Source organism: Actinomadura sp. GC306, from assembly GCF_004348665.1.
Taxonomy (GTDB): domain Bacteria; phylum Actinomycetota; class Actinomycetes; order Streptosporangiales; family Streptosporangiaceae; genus Spirillospora.
This window is the reverse complement of the sequence record NZ_SMKM01000128.1, coordinates 1-17,325: the sequence shown is the minus strand read 5'-3', so window position 1 is coordinate 17,325 and position 17,325 is coordinate 1. Positions and strand designations below refer to the sequence as shown.

Below are 17,325 nucleotides of genomic sequence, written 5' to 3'. Positions count from 1 at the left end.
ATACGGCGGAGGCGGGCCGTAGCCAGGCGGGCCGTAGCCGGGTCCCGGGCGTCCCTGTGGCCCGGGAGGACCCTGCGGCGCGGGAGGGCCCTGGTGCCCTGGAGGGTGCGGACGGCCCTGCGGACCGTACGGGCCATAGGGCCCAGGCGGGCCGTAGGGGCCGCTCATAGCCCCATGCTCCGTTCCTCACCCTTCTGCGCGAGACGGTCGCGCAGAAGGGCGGCCTCAGCGGTCGGCAGGCCGGGGATGGTCGCGTCCGTCGCCGCCGCGGCGGTGTGCAGCCGGACGGTGGCGATGCCCATCCACCTCTCCAGAAGCCCTGCCGTGACGTCCACGAACTGCATTCGCCCGTAAGGGACGACGATGAGGCGCCTTTTCAGGACTCCGTGAGTGACGATGAGGTCGTCCGCACGCTCGACGTACCCGTACGTGCGTCGGTCCAGTTCGGCCAACAGCCACGTGAGGACGACTCCCAGCACGACGGCGCCGACCCACATGACGGTGGGTACGAGGCCACCGTTGCCCCACACGATGAGCGCTCCCACACCGCCGATCGGGATCGCCCAGAGGAACGCGGTGAGGAGCTTGTGCCAGCCGTGGCGTTTGGAGATGGGCGACCACTGGAGGTCGCCGCCGGGCGCGAACGCCTGGTCCGCCTGATAGACGGGCGGTCCGGACGGTTGCTGGTGCGGCGAGTAGTGTGCCGGTACTTGACCGGGTTGGCCTGGCGGCCGGCCGCCAAGCCCCTGGCCCGACGGCGCGGGCGGGTGCGCCGCTCCCTGCTGTCCAGGGTTCGCGGCGGGCTCGTAAGGCGGTTCGCCATGGCTCGCGTTCATCGCCCCCTAGTCAACCGGATAACGAGTACCGCTCGCCATGCGACCATGAAGCCGTGATCGGAGCTGCGGAGGCGCGACCATGACCACCGAACGGATCGTCGGGATCGGTGCGGGCGCCAAGGAACTCGCCACCGAGGACATGATCCTGAACATCGGGCCCCAGCATCCGTCCACGCACGGCGTGCTCCGGCTCAAGCTCACCTTGGACGGCGAACGCATCTCGGCGGCCGAACCCATCGTCGGCTACATGCACCGTGGGGCGGAGAAGCTCTTTGAGGTCCGCGACTTCCGGCAGATCATCGTGCTGGCGAACCGTCATGACTGGCTGTCGGCCTTCTCCAGCGAGCTCGGCGTCGTCCTCGCCGTGGAACGGATGCTCGGTATGGAGGTCCCCGTCCGCGCCGTATGGGTGCGGACCCTGCTGGCGGAACTCAACCGGATTCTCAACCACCTGATGTTCCTCGGCTCGTATCCCCTTGAGATGGGCGCCATCACGCCGGTCTTCTACGCGTTCCGTGAGCGTGAGGTCCTGCAGCGCGTCATGGAGGAGATCTCCGGCGGGCGGATGCACTACATGTTCAACCGGGTCGGAGGGCTCAAGGAGGAGCTCCCCGCCGGTTGGACGGCGCGCGCGCGGACCGCGGTCTCCGACGTCCGTTCCCGCATGGGCGACATCGACGACATCATCATGGGCAACGAGATCTTCCGTGCGCGGACGAGGGGCGTCGGAGTACTCACCCAAGAGCAGATCCTGCAGTACGGGGTGTCCGGCCCCATCGCGCGGGCATCCGGCCTGGACTTCGACCTGCGCAGGGACGAACCGTATCTCGCCTACGGCGACCTCGACGTCCGCGTGATCACCCGGTCCGAGGGCGACTGCCTCGCACGGTTCGAATGCCTGCTCGACCAGGTCCACGCGTCCCTGGATCTCGCCGACGCCTGCCTCGACCACCTCGCCGATCTTCCCCCCGGCCCCATCAACCAGCGCCTGCCGAAAGTGCTGAAGGTCCCGGAGGGCCACACGTACGCCTGGACGGAGAACCCGCTGGGCATCAACGGCTACTACCTCGTGTCGCGTGGGGAGAAGGTCCCGTGGCGGTTGAAGCTGCGGTCCGCGTCGTTCAACAACATCCAGGTCCTGAAGGAACTCCTGCCCGACACCCTGGTCGCCGACATGATCGCCATCCTGGGCTCGATGTTCTTCGTCGTAGGCGACATCGACAAATGACGCCCACGACGGGCGCAGCACCCGAGGCCGCTACAGACGCGTGAATCAGGCGCTTCGGGCCTGTTCTTCGTCGTCCGGGCCCTTGGGGACGCGGCACGCGTACTCCAGGAAGACCGCGGCCCCCACGAGGACGACCGCGGCCAGGAAGGTGCCGCCGCTGACGAAGAAGTCGTGGCGCGGGGTCGCCTTGTCGAGGGAGGAGGTCAAGCTGACGGCGAATCCGCCGAACACACCCGCGATGACCGCCGCGGCGTGCGCGCTCGCCTTGCCCAGGGCGGCCAGCCGGGCCACCGCCATGGGCTCCAGCGGCTTGGGCGGCGGCTTCCGGCCGGGCTGGGGGCGGTACCGCTCGGCCGGCTTGCTGCGGAGCCGGCGCAGCACGTTCAGGCCCGTGAACGCCTCGCCCAGGGCGAGCAGGAGCAGCGTCGGCACCGCTGTCCACGGCAGCGGGGGCAGCGACATGTAGGCGGAGCGCAGCACCGCCCAGGTGACCACCGCGACGACGACCACCAGGGCGATGAGGAACAGCGGTCGGGACGGCCTCATGCAGGCTGCTGGAGGACCAGGTCCTCCCGGCGGCGAACGGCCGACGGACCACCCTCCGACTGCTTGGCCGCGGCGAGGTCACCGACACGGCCATGCCCGGGGAGCAGGACATCCGGCTCGATGTCGGCCCAGGGGACGAGCACGAACGCCCTCTCGTGCGCGCGGGGGTGCGGGAGCGTCAGATCGGGGTCGTCGGACGTGACGTCACCGAAGACGACGATGTCGATGTCGAGCGTGCGAGGGCCCCAGCGCACCACGCGCTCCCGGCGCATCGACGTCTCGATGTTCAGGACGCGTTCGAGGAGGTTCTCCGGGGGGAGGCGGGTGTCGGCCACGAGGATCACGTTGAGGAAGTCGCCCTGCTCGGGGATGGTCTCGCCGGGCGGCGCGTACGGCGCGGTCTCGTAGACCGGGGAGAACGCCACGAAGTGCAGGCCGGGGGCGTCGAACAGCGCGTCCACCGCCTCCTGGATGTTGTCCAGGCGGTCGCCCAGGTTGCTGCCGATCGAGAAAACGACGCGATGCTGGACCAGCATGTGGCCGCCGGTGGCGGTGCGGTCGGGCATGCGGTCGGACGCTGTCATGGGCGACTCCTCCTGATCTTCACGGCGATGTCCGTGAAGGGGTGCGGCACCGGGGCGCTCGGCTTGTGGACGGTGATCTCGACCTCGCTCACCGTCGGATCTTCCAGACATATTGTCGCCAGCCGGTCGGCGAGCGTTTCAAGGAGGTTGACGGGCTCTCCCTCGATGACGGCGACCAGGCGGCCGGCGAGTGCTCCGTAATCGACGGTACGCGAGAGGTCGTCCCCCGCCGCCGCCGGGCGAGTGTCGAGGCCCAGGACGGCGTCCACCACGAACTCCTGCCCCAGCTCGCGTTCCGCGGGCAGGCACCCGTGCCTGCCCCGCGCGCGAAGGCCGCGCAGCTCGATGTGGTCCAAACTCATTCTTCCTCTGCATCCACGACGTTGAGCACGGGGGAGCCGTGGTGCAGCAGCAACCGCCACTCCCCTTCCGACCGGACGAACACGTTCGTGGCCACGATGCTTCCGCCGGCGAGGAAACCGGCCTCGGTGTCCTCATCGGCGGTGAGGACGTTCTCCTTGCACGTCACCACTGCGTGGTCGCCGTACACGTCTGTCTCGACGTCGGTGAGCACGAACTGGATGTAGGTCGTGTTGGCCATGATGAGCGCCCAGGAACGGAGCACTTCCTCGCGCCCGCGCAGCATCGTCCAGCCGGGGTGCACGCAGGAGACGCCCTCCGCGTACGGGCCGTCCGCCCACACGTCCGACATGCGGTCGAAGTCACCGGCCTCGAACGCGGCGTAGAACTCGGCATGGACCGCGTCCACGTCGGCGCGGTTCACGGCACGACTCATAGGCGGGGACTCCCGTGTTCTGCGCGACCGTCCGCCGCGGCTTTTCCGTAGGTCTCTTCAGGGGCGGGACGTGCCGCGCGCATGGCGGCCGCGACACGGACGGCGTCCGCGTTGGGGCGGACGCGATGCACGCGCACGCACCACGCGCCGGCTGCCGCCACCAAGGACGTGACGGCCACGGTCGCGTCGTCGCATTCGCCGAAGGGGCGCGCCGCCCCGTCCGAGTCGGCGAGCAACCTGGTCAGAAACCCTTTGCGGGACGCGCCCACCAGGACCGGGTGCCCGGTGCCCGTGAAAGCGTCCAGGTGGGCCAGCAGCGACCAGTTGTGCCCTGCCTCGGGGTTCTTGGCGAAACCCAGCCCGGGATCCAGCACGATCATCGAGGGGTCGACGCCCTCCCTGAGAACCGCGTCGACCCTGCGCAGCAGCTCGTCGCGCACCTCACGGACCACGTCGTCGTATACGGCGCGTGTCTGCATGTCATGGCTGTGGCCCCGCCAGTGCATAACGACGTAGGGGACGCCCGTCGCTGCGACCACGCGCGGCATGGCCGGATCGGCGAGGCCGCCGCTCACGTCGTTCACCAGCCTGGCCCCGACCCCAAGCGCGGCCTCTGCGACCTCGGCGCGCATGGTGTCGATGCTGACCGGAACGTCCTCGGCCACGAGCGCCTCTATGACGGGCACCACGCGACGCAGTTCCTCGTCCTGTGACACACGCTGCGCCCCAGGACGGGTGGATTCACCACCCACGTCCACGATGTCGGCGCCCTCCGCGACCAGGTCGAGGCCGTGCCGGACGGCCTTGTCCGGGTCGAACCAGGCGCCGCCGTCGGAGAACGAATCCGGGGTGACGTTGACCACGCCCATGACGAGGCACCGCCCTGGCGCGGGCAGGCCCGGAACGACGGCACTGGTCATGACTCCCAACCCTATGCCTTGATCTCGACCCTGTTGCCGCGGCGCCTGCACGGCCGTTCCGGCCCTCCCACCGCATCGGCGGCGCCCGCCGCGCCACACCCGGCACGCGCCGCTCGCAGGCCCGTTCCGTCACTTGCGCCGCCGAGCCGCTCGTCCGGTGGCAGCAGAAGGGCCTCAGCGCGCCGCTGAGGCCCTTGCATGCATTTCGGCGCCCCGAGTCGGGGCGGCTGGTCAGTAGCGTCCGAGAATCAGGCTCATCGCCTCGGACCGCGTCTCCGGATGATCACGGAAGTCGCCGCGCACCGCCGACGTGACCGTCTTCGCGCCCGGCTTCCGCACCCCGCGCATGGTCATGCACAGATGCTCCGCCTCGATCACCACGATCGCGCCCCGCGGCTCCAGCACGCGCATCAACGCGTCCGCGACCTGGCTCGTCAGCCGCTCCTGCACCTGCGGGCGACGCGCGTACACGTCCACCAGCCGCGCCAGCTTCGACAGGCCGGTGATCTGCCCCTTCTTGTTGGGCGTGTACCCCACGTGGGCTACCCCGTGGAAGGGGACCAGGTGGTGCTCGCACACGGAGTACACCTCGATGTCCTTGACCAGGACCATTTCCTCATGGTCGGCGTCGAACACCGTGGTGAGAGCGTCCTCGGGCGTCTGCCGCAGGCCGGCGAACTGCTCGGCGTAGGCACGGGCCACCCTGGCGGGCGTGTCACGGAGACCGTCGCGGTCGGGGTCCTCCCCGATGCCGATGAGGATCTCGCGCACCGCTTTCTCGATCCGCGCATGGTCGAAGCCTGGCGGCTCCTCCAGGATGCTTGCCTCGCCCTCGATGAACGCACGCCCCGCGTCCCGCGCGGCCTCGTCCGACTGCCGGCCCTTCTGGGCACCGAGGGATGGTCCTGGGGACGGTGACCCGTCCCCAGATACGCCATGCGCCGACGTCTCGTCTTGCGAATCAGCCAAGGCGGTCAGCTTTCGCCCTGCGCCGGGTCTTTGACCTCTGCGCCGACCCCGCCGCTCTGGCCGTTGCCCTTGGTCAGGTCGGTGACCTCCTGGGGGCCCATGAGGGCCAGTTCCTTGCGCGTCAGGATGGGCGGACGGTCCGACGGGAGGCGCTTGCCGTAGCCGGTGTAGGAGTTCTGATGCGGCCGCTTCGTGATCGGCGCGAAGATCTCCAGCACCTGGTCCTTGGAGAGAGTCTCCTTCTCCATGAGGTTGACCACCAGCGAGTCCAGGACGTCCCGGTACTCCATGAGGATCTCCCACGCCGTGTCGTGCGCGGCCTCGATGTAGCGGCGGACCTCGTCGTCGATGGCGGACGCTATGTCCTCCGAGTAGTCACGCTCGTGCCCCATGTCGCGCCCGAGGAAGACCTCGCCCTGACCGGAGCCGAACTTGCGCGCGCCGAGGCGTTCGCTCATTCCGTACTCGGTCACCATCTTGCGGGCGATCGCGCTGGCCTTCTCGATGTCGTTGGCCGCGCCCGTGGTCGGCTCGTGGAACACGAGCTCCTCCGCGGTGCGCCCGCCGAGCAGCATGGCGAGCTGGTCGGTCATCTCCGAGCGGGTCGTGAGGAACTTGTCCTCCATCGGGAGGGTCATGGTGTAGCCCAGGGCCCGCCCACGCGGAAGGATCGTCACCTTGTGCACGGGGTCGGAGTTCGGCAGCGCGTGCGCCACCAGAGCGTGCCCGCCCTCGTGGTAGGCGATGATCTTCTTTTCCTTCTCCGACATCACCCGGGTCTTCTTCTCCGGCCCGGCCATGACGCGGTCGATGGACTCCTCAAGGGTGTCCATGTCGATCAGCTTGCGGTCGAACCGCGCGCTGAGCAGCGCCGCCTCGTTGATCACGTTGGCGAGGTCGGCACCGGTGAAGCCGGGGGTGCGGCGCGCGATCGTGTCGAGGTCGACGTCCGGGGCGAACGGCTTGCCGCGGCCGTGCACCTTGAGGATGCCCTTCCGGCCCTCCAGGTCGGGGCGGTCCACGGTGACCTGGCGGTCGAACCGGCCGGGACGCAGGAGCGCCGGGTCGAGGATGTCGGGACGGTTCGTGGCGGCGATCAGGATCACGCCGCCCTTGACGTCGAACCCGTCCATCTCGACCAGGAGCTGGTTCAGGGTCTGCTCACGCTCGTCGTGGCCGCCGCCGAGGCCCGCACCGCGGTGCCGGCCGACGGCGTCGATCTCGTCGATGAAGATGATCGAGGGGGCGTTCGTCTTGGCCTGCTCGAACAGGTCGCGGACGCGGGAGGCGCCGACACCGACGAACATCTCCACGAAGTCCGAACCGGAGATCGAGTAGAAGGGCACCCCGGCCTCACCGGCCACGGCGCGCGCCAGGAGCGTCTTACCGGTTCCCGGGGGGCCGTACAGGAGCACGCCTTTGGGAATCTTGGCGCCGATCGACTGGAACTTGGCCGGGTTCTGGAGGAAGTCCTTGATCTCCTCCAGCTCCTCCAGGGCCTCCTCAGCGCCGGCGACGTCGGCGAAGGTGGTCTTCGGGGTGTCCTTGGTGATGAGCTTGGCCTTGGACTTGCCGAAGTTCATCACCCGCGAGCCGCCGCCCTGCATCTGGTTCATGATGAACAGGAAGATCAGCACGATGATGATGATGGGCAAGAGGCTGAACAGCAGGTTCATCAGGAAGCTCTGCTGCGGAACCTCGACGTCGTAGCCACCGGACAGCTTGCCCGCGTCGGCCTGCTTCTGCAGCGCCTGCTGGAGCTGGTGCCCCTGGCCCCCGACCCAGGACGTCTGCTGGTGCTCGCCGTTGTTGAGCGTCAGCTCGATCCGCTGGTCCTTGTCAATGATCTTGGCGGACTTCACCTGTCCCGCGTTGATCTCCTGGACGACCTTCGAGGTGTCGACCTTCTCGTAGGAAGGGCCAGGGTTGATGCCCCACATGAGAAGGGCGACCAGGAGGCCGAACAGCAGGATCCACAGCAGCGGCCCGCGAAAGTAGCGCTTCACGTCCATTTATTCGGTTACCCCTCCGGGGCCCGTCCCTCCTGACCAACGTCTGTGTACGATCCTCGTCCGTCCCGGGGGACGGATGCCGGGGCGACCAACAGTGCGACTCACGAGAAGTCCGTCACCCGGGGCTCCGGACCCATCGCGGCGGCTTACCTCCGTGTGGCTCCCCGACCCAAGGGTCCGGGACACCGACGGTACACCGCAGGGCGCAGAAGACGCAGCCGACGCTGTTCTCCTGCATCCCCTCCATATACCCGTCAACGACCTTTGCAACGATTCGTCACGGTCCCTTGTTCCCTGGAGGCGGCTCATATGCCCCCGGCGGCGCGGTGTGCGGGCCTCTGTCCCTGTTCTGGGGCCGCTATGCGCCTTCTCCACCGTAGACGTGCGGGGCGAGCGTGCCGACGAACGGCAGGTTCCGGTACTTCTCCGCGTAGTCGAGCCCGTAGCCGATGACGAACTCGTTGGGGATGTCGAACCCGACGTACTTCACGTCCACGTCGGCCTTGACCGCCTCCGGTTTGCGCAGCAGCGCGCAGATCTCCAGTGAGGCCGGCCCACGCGACCGCAGGTTGCTCACCAGCCACGACAGGGTCAGGCCCGAGTCGACGATGTCCTCCACGATCAGGACGTGCCGGTCGAGGATGTCGGTGTCGAGGTCCTTGAGGATGCGCACGACCCCGGAGGACTTCGTGCCGGAGCCGTAGGACGAAACGGCCATCCAGTCCATCGAGGCCGGCGTGTGCAGGGCCCGCGCGAGGTCCGCCATGATCATGACGGCGCCCTTCAGGACGCCCACCAGCAGAAGGTCCTTGCCGGCGTAGTCGGCGTCGATCTGCTCGGCGAGCTCCCGGACCTTGGCCTGCAGGTCCTCCTCGGGGATCAGAACCTTCGCCAGGTCCGTGCCCAGGTCCTTCTCGTCCACAACCACACCCTCATCGTTCAGACCTCGCCCGTCCGGCCGAAAAGCAGCTTCCCATACCGCCGGACGGCCCGTACCCCCCCGGGCAGGTCTACATGCCGCTGTCCGCGCCAGGCCGTGACCAGTCGATCCACCGCATCGACGTGGACGGCCGCGAGCGTACCCGCTGGGCTGCCCGCTTTCAGCACGGCCATCCGCAGGACCCGGGTACGGACGGCCCTGGGCTGCTCCTTCAGCTCGTCCAGGCTGAGGGCTACGCGCTCCCCGTCGTCAGGGGCCTGCAAGTCGTCGAAGGCCCTTGTGGCGACCTCTTCCAGGTAGTCCGCGTCTTCGCGCAGCATCTTCGCCGTCCGCGCCAGGGCCTCTGCTACACCGGGGCCAAGCGTCTTTTCCAGTACGGGCAGCGCCTCATGCCGCACACGTACGCGCGCATAGGCGGGGTCGACGTTGTGTGGGTCGTCCCAGGGCTCCAAGCCCATCGCCTGGCATGCGCGGCGTGTGGTCGCACGGTCGAGCTCCAGCAAGGGCCTCAGATAGAGAACGCCGGATCGACGTCGGAACTCGGACGGCATGCCGGACAGAGATCGGGTTCCTGAACCCCTCGCCAGTCCGAGCAGGACGGTTTCGGCCTGGTCGTCTTGGGTGTGCCCCAGGAGGACGGCTGCGGCGCCCAGTCGCTCTGCGGCCTCATCGAGGGCGGTGTAGCGGGCATCCCTTGCAGCGTTCTCTGGGCCGCCCGGACCGTCCACGGTGACCGCTATTGAGCCGGACGGGTCCAAGCCCATGTCGGCCATGGCGCGTACCAAGGCATCGGCACGCTCGCCCGAACCGGCCTGTAGGCCATGGTCGATCGTGACACCGCCGGCCTGGCGTCCCGCCCTGGGGGCCTCGAAGGCCAGCGCACCGGCCAGCGCCAGCGAGTCGGCGCCTCCGCTGCACGCGGCGAGCACCAACGCCCCTTCGGGAAGCTCCTCCAGGACGCGGCGCACCGCGAGACGTACCGCGGCCACCGCCGGATCAGGCCCCATGGGAAACCTTTACCACCCCGTGGCGCCCGATACGCGCGGCGCGCCCAGGCCGGCTTCACCGGCGGGAAGGGGTCAGGCTTCGGCTCAGGTCAAGCTTCGACTCGGGTCAGGCTTCGTTCGCCTCGGGGGGTGCGTCGATGGCGCGGGGGCCCAGCACTCTGTCCATCCACAGGGCCGGCTCCTTGATCTCGTTGTGCGTGGGCAGCGTCTCCGGCGACTGCCACACCTGATTGAACCCGCCCATGCCGACCTCGGTGACGACCCGTCGGACGAAGCGCGATCCCTCCGCGTACTGCTTCATCTTGAGGTCGATGCCAAGGAGGCGCCGGATCGTCTTGTCCAGCCTGGAACCACCGTCACGCCGTCCTTGGAAACGGGACCGGATCTGCTTGACCGACGGCACCACTTCGGGGCCGACCGCGTCCATCACGTAGTCGCCGTGTCCTTCGACCAGCGTCATCACCGCGGTGAGACGGTCGAGGATCTCGCGCTGCTCCGGGCTCTGGATCGCGTCGATGAGGTTGGAGTCGCCGCCACGCACGGCGTCTGCAACGGCCTCCGCCGCGTCCCGGATGCGGTCCAGCATGACGCCTGGGTCGAGGTCCGATGCGAGCAGGAACTGGGTCATCTGGTCCTGCACGTACTCCCGCAGCCAGGGGACACCGGTGAACTGGGCGCGGTGCGTCTCCTCGTGGAGACAGACCCAGAGCCGGAAGTCACGCGAGTCCACACCGAGCTCTTGCTCGACATGGACGATGTTGGGGGCGACCAGCGTCAGCCTTCCGGTCGGCGCCCGGCCGGACGGGTCCGGCGGCAGGAACAGCTCGTACTGCCCCAGTACGCGGCTGGCCATGTAGGCGAGGATCGCGCCGACCTGCATTCCGGTCACGCGAGAACCGACGGCCTGCACCATGACGTTTCCCGCGCCGCCGAGGGGGCCGGGGCTGCGCCGCTCCGACATCTGCTCCATGAGCGGTTCGAGCACCACACGGAAGCCGTCCACGTTGGCCCGGATCCAGCCGGGCCTGTCCACGACCGTCGCGGGCTCCGGATCGAGCTCGGAGGCCATGCCGGTGAAGTCCCGCACATGGCCGTGGGCGAGCTTCGACAGCTCGCGCAACTCCGCCACGGCCTCACGAGCCTCGGCATGGCTGACCTGGGGGCCGGGCCTGACCAGCCGTGTCCCGGCCTGGACCGCCACGTTCCAGTCGATCATTGAGGCGCTCATGTACTCCACCGTACGTTTCGGACGCGGCGCCGGAGCGCCCCTGCACGGTCGTTCAACGAACAACCGTCCTGGTTATCTCCCATATGACCGGACCCACACCCGTATCAGCCCCCGGCTGAGGCGGCGTTGCCGCAACCGCAGGCGGCGACGACGGCCGCGAGCCGGTCGAGCTTCCCGGGGTCGACGGGACCCTCGCCGTCCCCCGCCATGAAGGCGAAGGCGAGCAGCCGGCCATCCGCGTCCTGGGTGAAGCCGGCCAGCGTGCTGACGCCCGCCAGCGTGCCGGTCTTGGCCCGCACCACCCCGAGCCCCGGTCGGCTGGGCGCCGAGGTGAAGCGCGGCGGGCTCAGCGTCCCGGAGAACCCGGCGACGGGCAGCCCGGTGATCGCCGAGCGGAGCTCCGGGTGGTCCTCGCGCACGGCGAGTGAGACGATCTGGGCGAGGGCCTTGGGCGTGATGCGGTTGCGCGTGGACAGCCCGCTGCCGTCGTTGAGCGCGATCCCCGTCGTCACCCCCAGCCCTACGAGGACCTGCACCACGGCCTGGGCCGAGTCGGCGAACGTCGCCGGGCGCCCCAGGTGGACGGCGACCTGCCTGGCCACCGCTTCGGCCACGTCGTTGTCGCTCTCGGTCATCAGGTGCTCCACGAGCGCCGACATGGGCGGCGACTGGACGGCGCCCAGCTGCGCGGCCCCGTCCGGCGCGGTCGTCCCCCGTCCTGGCTTGGCGCTCACTCCCTGCTCGGACAGAAACCGTGCGAAGAGCTTCGCGGCAGCGGAAGGCGGATCGGAGACCCGGGACCGCTTGGACGAATCTCCTGGAGACACGCGCCCTCCGTCGACCATCAGGGCGGTTACTGGAGCGACCTCACCGTCAGGCACGTAATTGGGTTTCCACCCTGCGGCCATGCGAGGACCTTCGTAAGCGGACGTGTCGTAGTCGACGCGCACCTGCTGCACGCCGGACGCCTTCAACGCCGTAGCCGTCTGCTGAGCGAGCTCCTGGAGCGACGCCCATGGCGGATGGCCGGCCTCCGGACGCGGCGGTACCGCCGTCAGGGTAGGATCCCCGCCTCCGACCAGTACGATTCGGCCACCCCCGCCTTGCACGACCTGCGTGGTGATCCTGTACGCGGGCCCGAGCGACGCCAGCGCAGCGACGGACGTCACCAGCTTCGTCGTCGAGGCCGGGGTGGCAGGCCGGTCGGCCTGCCTCTCGAACAGGGAGCGGCCGGTCGCCGCGTCGACCACAACGGCGTTGATCTTCGCGCGGGGGCCGCCGATGATCCCCGCCAGCCGTCCGGCCAGAGTGGACGCGTCCGGCAGCGGCCCCGACCCGGGGTCGGCCGGGGGGATCGCCACCGCGGCGGCCTGCACGAGGTCCCGCTCCGCCACGCTCGGCGGCTGCGGCGACAGGTGGCGGTCGGGTGTGAGTTTGGCCACTGCCAGCCCGGCGGTGACGGTGAAAACGTTAAGGAGGGACAGCGACAGGACCATGAGGGCACGGCCCCGTCCAGGCACGTGACCGCCCCTCTCCCACTCAGCACTCACCAACGTGCGACATCCTTAGACAAGGGAACACCCTGTGTGGACGGCCTCGCCCACGGGTTCCCGAAAGACTATTCACTGCAGCGCGCAGGGAGCGGAGGACATCTTGGATTTCGACGTCACCATTGAGATCCCGAAGGGCCAGCGGAACAAGTACGAGGTTGACCACGAGAGCGGGCGCATCAGGCTCGACCGCATGCTGTTCACCTCGACGCAGTACCCGGCCGACTACGGGTTCATCGAGAACACCCTCGGCGAGGACGGCGACCCGCTCGACGCGCTGGTCCTCCTGCAGGAGCCGACGTTCCCGGGCTGCCTCATCCGCTGCCGCGCCGTGGGGATGTTCCGGATGACCGACGAGGCCGGTGGTGACGACAAGGTCCTGTGCGTCCCCTCCACCGACCCCCGCATGGAGCACCTGCGCGACATCCACCACGTCGCCGAGTTCGACCGGCTGGAGATACAGCACTTCTTCGAGGTCTACAAGGACCTGGAGCCGGGCAAGTCCGTCGAGGGCGCCAGCTGGACCGGGCGCGTCGAGGCGGAGCTGGAGATCGAGCGGTCCCTCAAGCGCGCGGCGGACCAGGGCGGCCACTGAGCGCCGCACACCCGGCCGGCCGGAACCCCGGTCCGCCGGCCGGCCGCACCGCTCCGGCGGGGCCGGGCACGTGACCGGAAGTCGCGAGGGGCGCCGATCCGCTCCCGCGCCCACGCGACACGTCTCGCGAGGAACCCTTCCGTACGGATGACCGCGCGGAAGGGTTCCAGCCTTCCCGCTCCCCGCACGGTCAGCCGGAGGGACGGGTCGCGCCGATCAAGTCCCCTCGGTGAATGCTCGCTATGCGCACATGGCCGCCCGTGTAGGGCGCCTCCACCATCTGTCCCTCGCCGACGTAGATGCCCACATGGTGGATGGTCGCGGGGTCGGACGTGTTCTTGGCGAAGAACACGAGGTCGCCCGGACGCAGGGAATCGATGGGGATGTGCGGTCCCGAGGTCCACTGCGTACCGGTCCAGTGGTCGAGGGTCACTCCGGCCTTGTGCCACGCGTACATCGCCAGGCCCGAACAGTCGAAGCCGCGTATCCCGGCGCCGTGCGCTATGCCGTAGCTGGGGCCGGCCGTGGTTCCGCCGCCCCAGGAGTAGGGCGTGCCCAGCCATTTGAGCGCGGCCCGTACCGCGATCGCTCCCCGCGCAGCCGATGTGCTCGGCCCCTCTGTGCCGGGTCGTCCCGGTCTTGCGAAGGTCACGTGGGCCTTGTGGGCCCTCGCCTTCTCGGATGCCCGTTCCCGCGCGCGCTTGAGCCGGGTGCTGCGGGCCTGGGCCGCCCCAAGGCTGTGTTCTAGACGCTGTTTCTCTGCCTCTATGCGGTGTACCGACTCCTGTTGCCTGGCCACCGCGTCCTGTGCTGACCGCCGGGCCTCCTCGGCCCGTTGCGTGGCCGCCTGCTGCTCGGCGAGCGCCTTCTCCGCTTGGCGGCGGAAGATGTCGGCGACGTTCCTGGACGCCTCCACGCGGCTGACCATCTCGGCGCGTCTCTTGACGAGCATCTCCGCCATCGCGGCACGGTCCATGAAGCCCTGCGGCCCCCCGTCACCGACGAGCGCCGAGGAGATCTGGTCATAGCCGGTGTTGTTCCGGTAGAGCTGCGCGGCGAGCGAGGCCAGGCCGGCTCGGGTCTCCTCCAGCCTTTCGTTGGCGGCGGCCATTCGCGCTAGGGCGTCCCCACGGGCCTGCTGGGAGCGTTGCAGGGCGAGGCGTTCGCCGTTGTAGCGTTCCACGGCCGCCGCGGCGGCGACGGCCAGGCGGTCGAGTTCACCGTCCGCCTGCGCGAGCTTGGCCTTGGTCCGGCCGACCTCGGCGGCCCGTTCGCGGACCTGCTGCTCGCTGCGTGCGACATCCTCCGCGCTGGGCGTGGGCTCAGCCGCGCGGGGACGGGCTGAGGCCGCCGGAGCCAGCAGACTCATCCCGATCACGGCGGTGGAGGAGAAGGCGACCAGCCGTAGCGTCAGGCCCCGCGAGGGTCTCCCGCAGGGAGGTGTGGGGGCGCGACGAGCCTCTGTTCCACCAGGTGCCATGAGCACGCCCTCCCCCCAGGCATCGCTGCTCAGCGCAAACGATCACCTACGAAGAGTAGTTGAATGCGGCAATGGTGGATACGCGCCACTCCCATCAGGAGGTGGATGTCGGGCTCGCCCCGGAAGAACTGGGCGTATCGGCTGGCGTCTCTTCCTTGGACGGTGAGGGCGCTTCAGGTGGCGGCTCGGGAGATGACGGTTCCGATGGCGGTGGCCCTGAGGGTGAGGACGGCTTCGTCTTGGACGGAGATGGGTTTTCGGGATGCCGCGTCCCGGGCGATGTGGGCGGGCTCGTGGGGTCAGTGTCGGTCGGGGTCGGCTGCGGGCTCGTCGTCGGGCCAGGGTTCGGGACGTCGGGTCGCCATGTGACATGCACCTCACTCCCGCCGGGCTGGAAGGTGATGATGCCGTTCCCCTGAGAGCTCGCCTGGCGAGAGACGTGGATGCGCACGGTGACGCTCTGACCGGCCTCAAGATGCCCGGACGAAGGGTGGACCGTGATGCCGCCCTGGGTCTGCGCCTCCCAGGTGATCGGCTCGCCTTCTGCCAGCAACTCCAGGGAGCCGCCCGAATCTCCCGCCAAGTCGAGAAAGAGCGGGGAGACCGTCAGCACCCCTTGGGCCGGAGCCTCTCCTTGGAGAGCAACTCTCCTGTTCGTGGGCGCGGGGCCAGGGGGCGATGCCGCCAGGACGCTCGGCGGTGCAGAGGAGACCTTCGCACCAAGCGGGAAGGTGGCCGACATCGGGGCGGCGTGGAGATACCCCACGCTCTCCGGACGGCCGGGGGGTCGTCGCCCAGGCTCGGGCTCCTGTGAGTGGCGCGGCATGGTCTTGGGCTGCACGCCGGCGACAGTGTCAGCGTTGTCGGCACCCAGAAGCCCGTAGATGTAGGCGGCCCCAACACCGGACAGGAGGCCCGTCACGGCCAGAACCACGGCGACACGAACGGCATGGGCCCTGTACCCACGCTCTTTCGGCGGGGACAGCACTCTGCGAAGGCGACGCAGCCATGACGGCCCACGGGAGCTCGGCGCCCGACGCGATTCCAGGGCCTGGACGGGAAATCCGTCCGGGGTGAACTCGGTTACCCGTCCGCTGACGAAGAGCCTGTAACCGACCAGTTCCGGGTCCAGGAAGCAGCTCATCACCCGCAGGCGCAACTCCTGTGGAGGGGAGGGGCTCGGCAGCAGTCCGTACACCTTGGCGGCCGACACGTTCCGGGGGCGGAAGGCATCGCAGGTAGGGCAATTTTCCGCATGCTCCAGCAGCCGGCGGTTCAGACCCTGGATGCGCCCGCCGTGCCGCTGTCTCAGCAGGACGGCACGCTCAGGGCAACCGTAAGGACCCTGATGCGCGAGCATCTCGGCCGTGAGCGCTTCTTCGAGGTCGCTGTGCGCGACTTCGAGCATGCTTTGGACGTCCTTCATCGGCACGTCGAACACCGCGGCGAGGTCGGGAATCGGCAACCGGTGCCTGACCCGCAACTCCAGGATCTCTTGGGAGCCCGCCGGCATTGCCAGGACCGCGTTCCAGGCGATGATGCGCTTGTCGGCGTCGTCCTGGTCGTGCCTCGCGATCGGCACGTCCGGTGCCTGGTCCCTGGGCGGCAACCTACGCGCGCACTCCAGCCTGGCAATGGCGTAGAGCCACGGTGTGAACCGGCCTGGGTCGCGCAGCTTGCCGATGTGCGCGTCCGCGAGGATGAACGTGTCGCGCAACGCCACCTGGGCCGCGTCCCGATTCCGCAACTGAAACCAGCAGTACGCGTAGAGGCGGTCTGCGTAGGCGTCGTACACGGCGGGCTGGGCGTCCGGTTCACGTGTGCGCAGCGCCTCGACCAGGAGATGGACGTCCATGTAACCGAAGGTAAATGGTCCAAGCCATCATTACCGGCAGATTCAACAGATCAAACCGGCGCGCCAACCTCCATTCTGATCATTTGCTGATCGATTTGCCAAGTGTCCCGATTGCAGAGACCTGGCCGATTTGCCGGAACTAGGGTTTTCGAGGGCCGGATGTGAGGTGCAAAGGTGCCTTTAAACGCCATCGATAGGAAACCGGCCAAATAGCACCAGACACTATGCACAAGGACCGGCGCCCGAGAGGCCCCCGGACGTAGCCGACTCCAGCACGAGAACGCTCGCGAAGTTGATCACCACCGGAGCTTGACACTGTCATCGTGACAGTGTCATCATCGGTCGCATGGAAGGCACCTGGACGATCAGTGAGCTGGCCGAGCGGGCCGCCGCGGCGCTCGCCGCGGACGGATCCACACAGGTCAGCGGCCGGGTGCGTGACGTTCCCAACGAGCGGCTGATCCGCTGGTACACCACGATCGGCCTGGTCGACCCGCCACTCGGCCGCCGCGGCCGCACCGCCCTGTACGGGCCTCGCCACTTGCTGCAGCTCGTCGCGGTGAAGCGCCGCCAGGCCGCGGGCCGCTCGATCGCCGAGATCCAGGTGGAGCTCACCGGCGCGACCGACGCGACTCTCGAACGGATCGCCGCCCTCCCGCCCCCGGCCACGGCCCCGCCACCGCAAACCTCCGGCGGTCGCGGCAGAGTGGCGCCGGCGCCCACGTCCACTCCCCGTCCAGCAGCACCCCACACACCGGCCCCGGTGACCGACCCCGTCC

At 69.0% G+C, this 17,325-nt stretch carries 17 protein-coding genes; 3 read left to right on the top strand and 14 right to left on the bottom strand.

The genetic code is table 11. The annotated features are described in order from the left end of the window. Positions 1 to 164: 164 nt before the first annotated feature. Entirely contained in the window at positions 165 to 545 is a 381-nt protein-coding gene (locus E1200_RS34860; RefSeq protein ID WP_243708672.1) for a PH domain-containing protein, read from the bottom strand. 370 nt (positions 546 to 915) lie between these two features. On the opposite strand from E1200_RS34860, the gene E1200_RS18790 reads away from it, so the two are divergent. After that, positions 916 to 2,064, top strand: a complete 1,149-nt coding sequence (locus tag E1200_RS18790) for an NADH-quinone oxidoreductase subunit D (RefSeq protein ID WP_131953346.1) — start codon at positions 916 to 918, stop codon at positions 2,062 to 2,064. Between the two features lie 45 nt (positions 2,065 to 2,109). Here E1200_RS18790 and E1200_RS18785 read toward each other — a convergent pair whose 3' ends face one another. The 11 genes from E1200_RS18785 to dacB form a co-directional block, all read right to left on the bottom strand. Then, on the bottom strand, positions 2,110 to 2,610 hold the full coding sequence (locus E1200_RS18785; RefSeq protein ID WP_131953345.1) for a DUF3180 domain-containing protein: 501 nt from the start codon (positions 2,608 to 2,610) through the stop codon (positions 2,110 to 2,112). Next, positions 2,607 to 3,194, bottom strand: a complete 588-nt coding sequence (folK, locus tag E1200_RS18780; RefSeq protein ID WP_131953344.1) for a 2-amino-4-hydroxy-6-hydroxymethyldihydropteridine diphosphokinase — start codon at positions 3,192 to 3,194, stop codon at positions 2,607 to 2,609. The genes E1200_RS18785 and folK overlap by 4 nt, the downstream gene beginning before the upstream one ends. Beyond that, positions 3,191 to 3,556, bottom strand: coding sequence for a dihydroneopterin aldolase (gene folB, locus E1200_RS18775; RefSeq protein WP_131953343.1), 366 nt, complete (start codon positions 3,554 to 3,556; stop codon positions 3,191 to 3,193). Before folB ends, folK begins: the two co-directional genes overlap by 4 nt. After that, positions 3,553 to 3,990 carry a nuclear transport factor 2 family protein gene (locus tag E1200_RS18770; protein ID WP_131953342.1) on the bottom strand — a complete coding sequence of 146 codons (438 nt, stop codon included), beginning with the start codon at positions 3,988 to 3,990 and terminating at the stop codon, positions 3,553 to 3,555. Before E1200_RS18770 ends, folB begins: the two co-directional genes overlap by 4 nt. After that, complete coding sequence (gene folP, locus E1200_RS18765) at positions 3,987 to 4,910, bottom strand: dihydropteroate synthase (RefSeq protein ID WP_131953341.1); 924 nt, start codon at positions 4,908 to 4,910, stop codon at positions 3,987 to 3,989. Before folP ends, E1200_RS18770 begins: the two co-directional genes overlap by 4 nt. 231 nt (positions 4,911 to 5,141) lie before the next feature. Next, entirely contained in the window at positions 5,142 to 5,747 is a 606-nt protein-coding gene (gene folE / locus E1200_RS18760) for a GTP cyclohydrolase I FolE (RefSeq protein WP_131953350.1), read from the bottom strand. A gap of 137 nt (positions 5,748 to 5,884) precedes the next feature. After that, complete coding sequence (gene ftsH / locus E1200_RS18755; protein ID WP_131953340.1) at positions 5,885 to 7,891, bottom strand: ATP-dependent zinc metalloprotease FtsH; 2,007 nt, start codon at positions 7,889 to 7,891, stop codon at positions 5,885 to 5,887. Between the two features lie 358 nt (positions 7,892 to 8,249). Next, positions 8,250 to 8,813 (bottom strand): hypoxanthine phosphoribosyltransferase, encoded by a 564-nt coding sequence (hpt, locus tag E1200_RS18750; protein WP_131953339.1) that lies wholly within the window; start codon positions 8,811 to 8,813, stop codon positions 8,250 to 8,252. Between the two features lie 17 nt (positions 8,814 to 8,830). Continuing rightward, complete coding sequence (tilS, locus tag E1200_RS18745) at positions 8,831 to 9,838, bottom strand: tRNA lysidine(34) synthetase TilS (RefSeq protein ID WP_131953338.1); 1,008 nt, start codon at positions 9,836 to 9,838, stop codon at positions 8,831 to 8,833. Positions 9,839 to 9,944: 106 nt separating this feature from the next. Next, positions 9,945 to 11,054 (bottom strand): zinc-dependent metalloprotease, encoded by a 1,110-nt coding sequence (locus E1200_RS18740; protein WP_131953349.1) that lies wholly within the window; start codon positions 11,052 to 11,054, stop codon positions 9,945 to 9,947. 116 nt (positions 11,055 to 11,170) lie between these two features. Continuing rightward, positions 11,171 to 12,586, bottom strand: coding sequence for a D-alanyl-D-alanine carboxypeptidase/D-alanyl-D-alanine-endopeptidase (dacB, locus tag E1200_RS18735; protein ID WP_243708671.1), 1,416 nt, complete (start codon positions 12,584 to 12,586; stop codon positions 11,171 to 11,173). A 133-nt stretch (positions 12,587 to 12,719) separates the two neighbouring features. Here dacB and E1200_RS18730 point away from each other — a divergent pair, with 133 nt between their 5' ends. Next, positions 12,720 to 13,211, top strand: a complete 492-nt coding sequence (locus E1200_RS18730; RefSeq protein WP_131953337.1) for an inorganic diphosphatase — start codon at positions 12,720 to 12,722, stop codon at positions 13,209 to 13,211. A gap of 190 nt (positions 13,212 to 13,401) precedes the next feature. Here the strand turns inward: E1200_RS18730 and E1200_RS18725 are convergent, their stop codons facing one another. Continuing rightward, positions 13,402 to 14,580 carry an NlpC/P60 family protein gene (locus E1200_RS18725; RefSeq protein WP_243708673.1) on the bottom strand — a complete coding sequence of 393 codons (1,179 nt, stop codon included), beginning with the start codon at positions 14,578 to 14,580 and terminating at the stop codon, positions 13,402 to 13,404. A gap of 205 nt (positions 14,581 to 14,785) precedes the next feature. Next, positions 14,786 to 16,546, bottom strand: coding sequence for a hypothetical protein (locus E1200_RS18720; protein ID WP_131953335.1), 1,761 nt, complete (start codon positions 16,544 to 16,546; stop codon positions 14,786 to 14,788). Between the two features lie 346 nt (positions 16,547 to 16,892). Between E1200_RS18720 and E1200_RS18715 the strand changes: the two genes are divergently transcribed. Continuing rightward, positions 16,893 to 17,325: MerR family transcriptional regulator (locus E1200_RS18715; RefSeq protein WP_131953334.1), on the top strand; the 433-nt coding region annotated here is incomplete at its 3' end.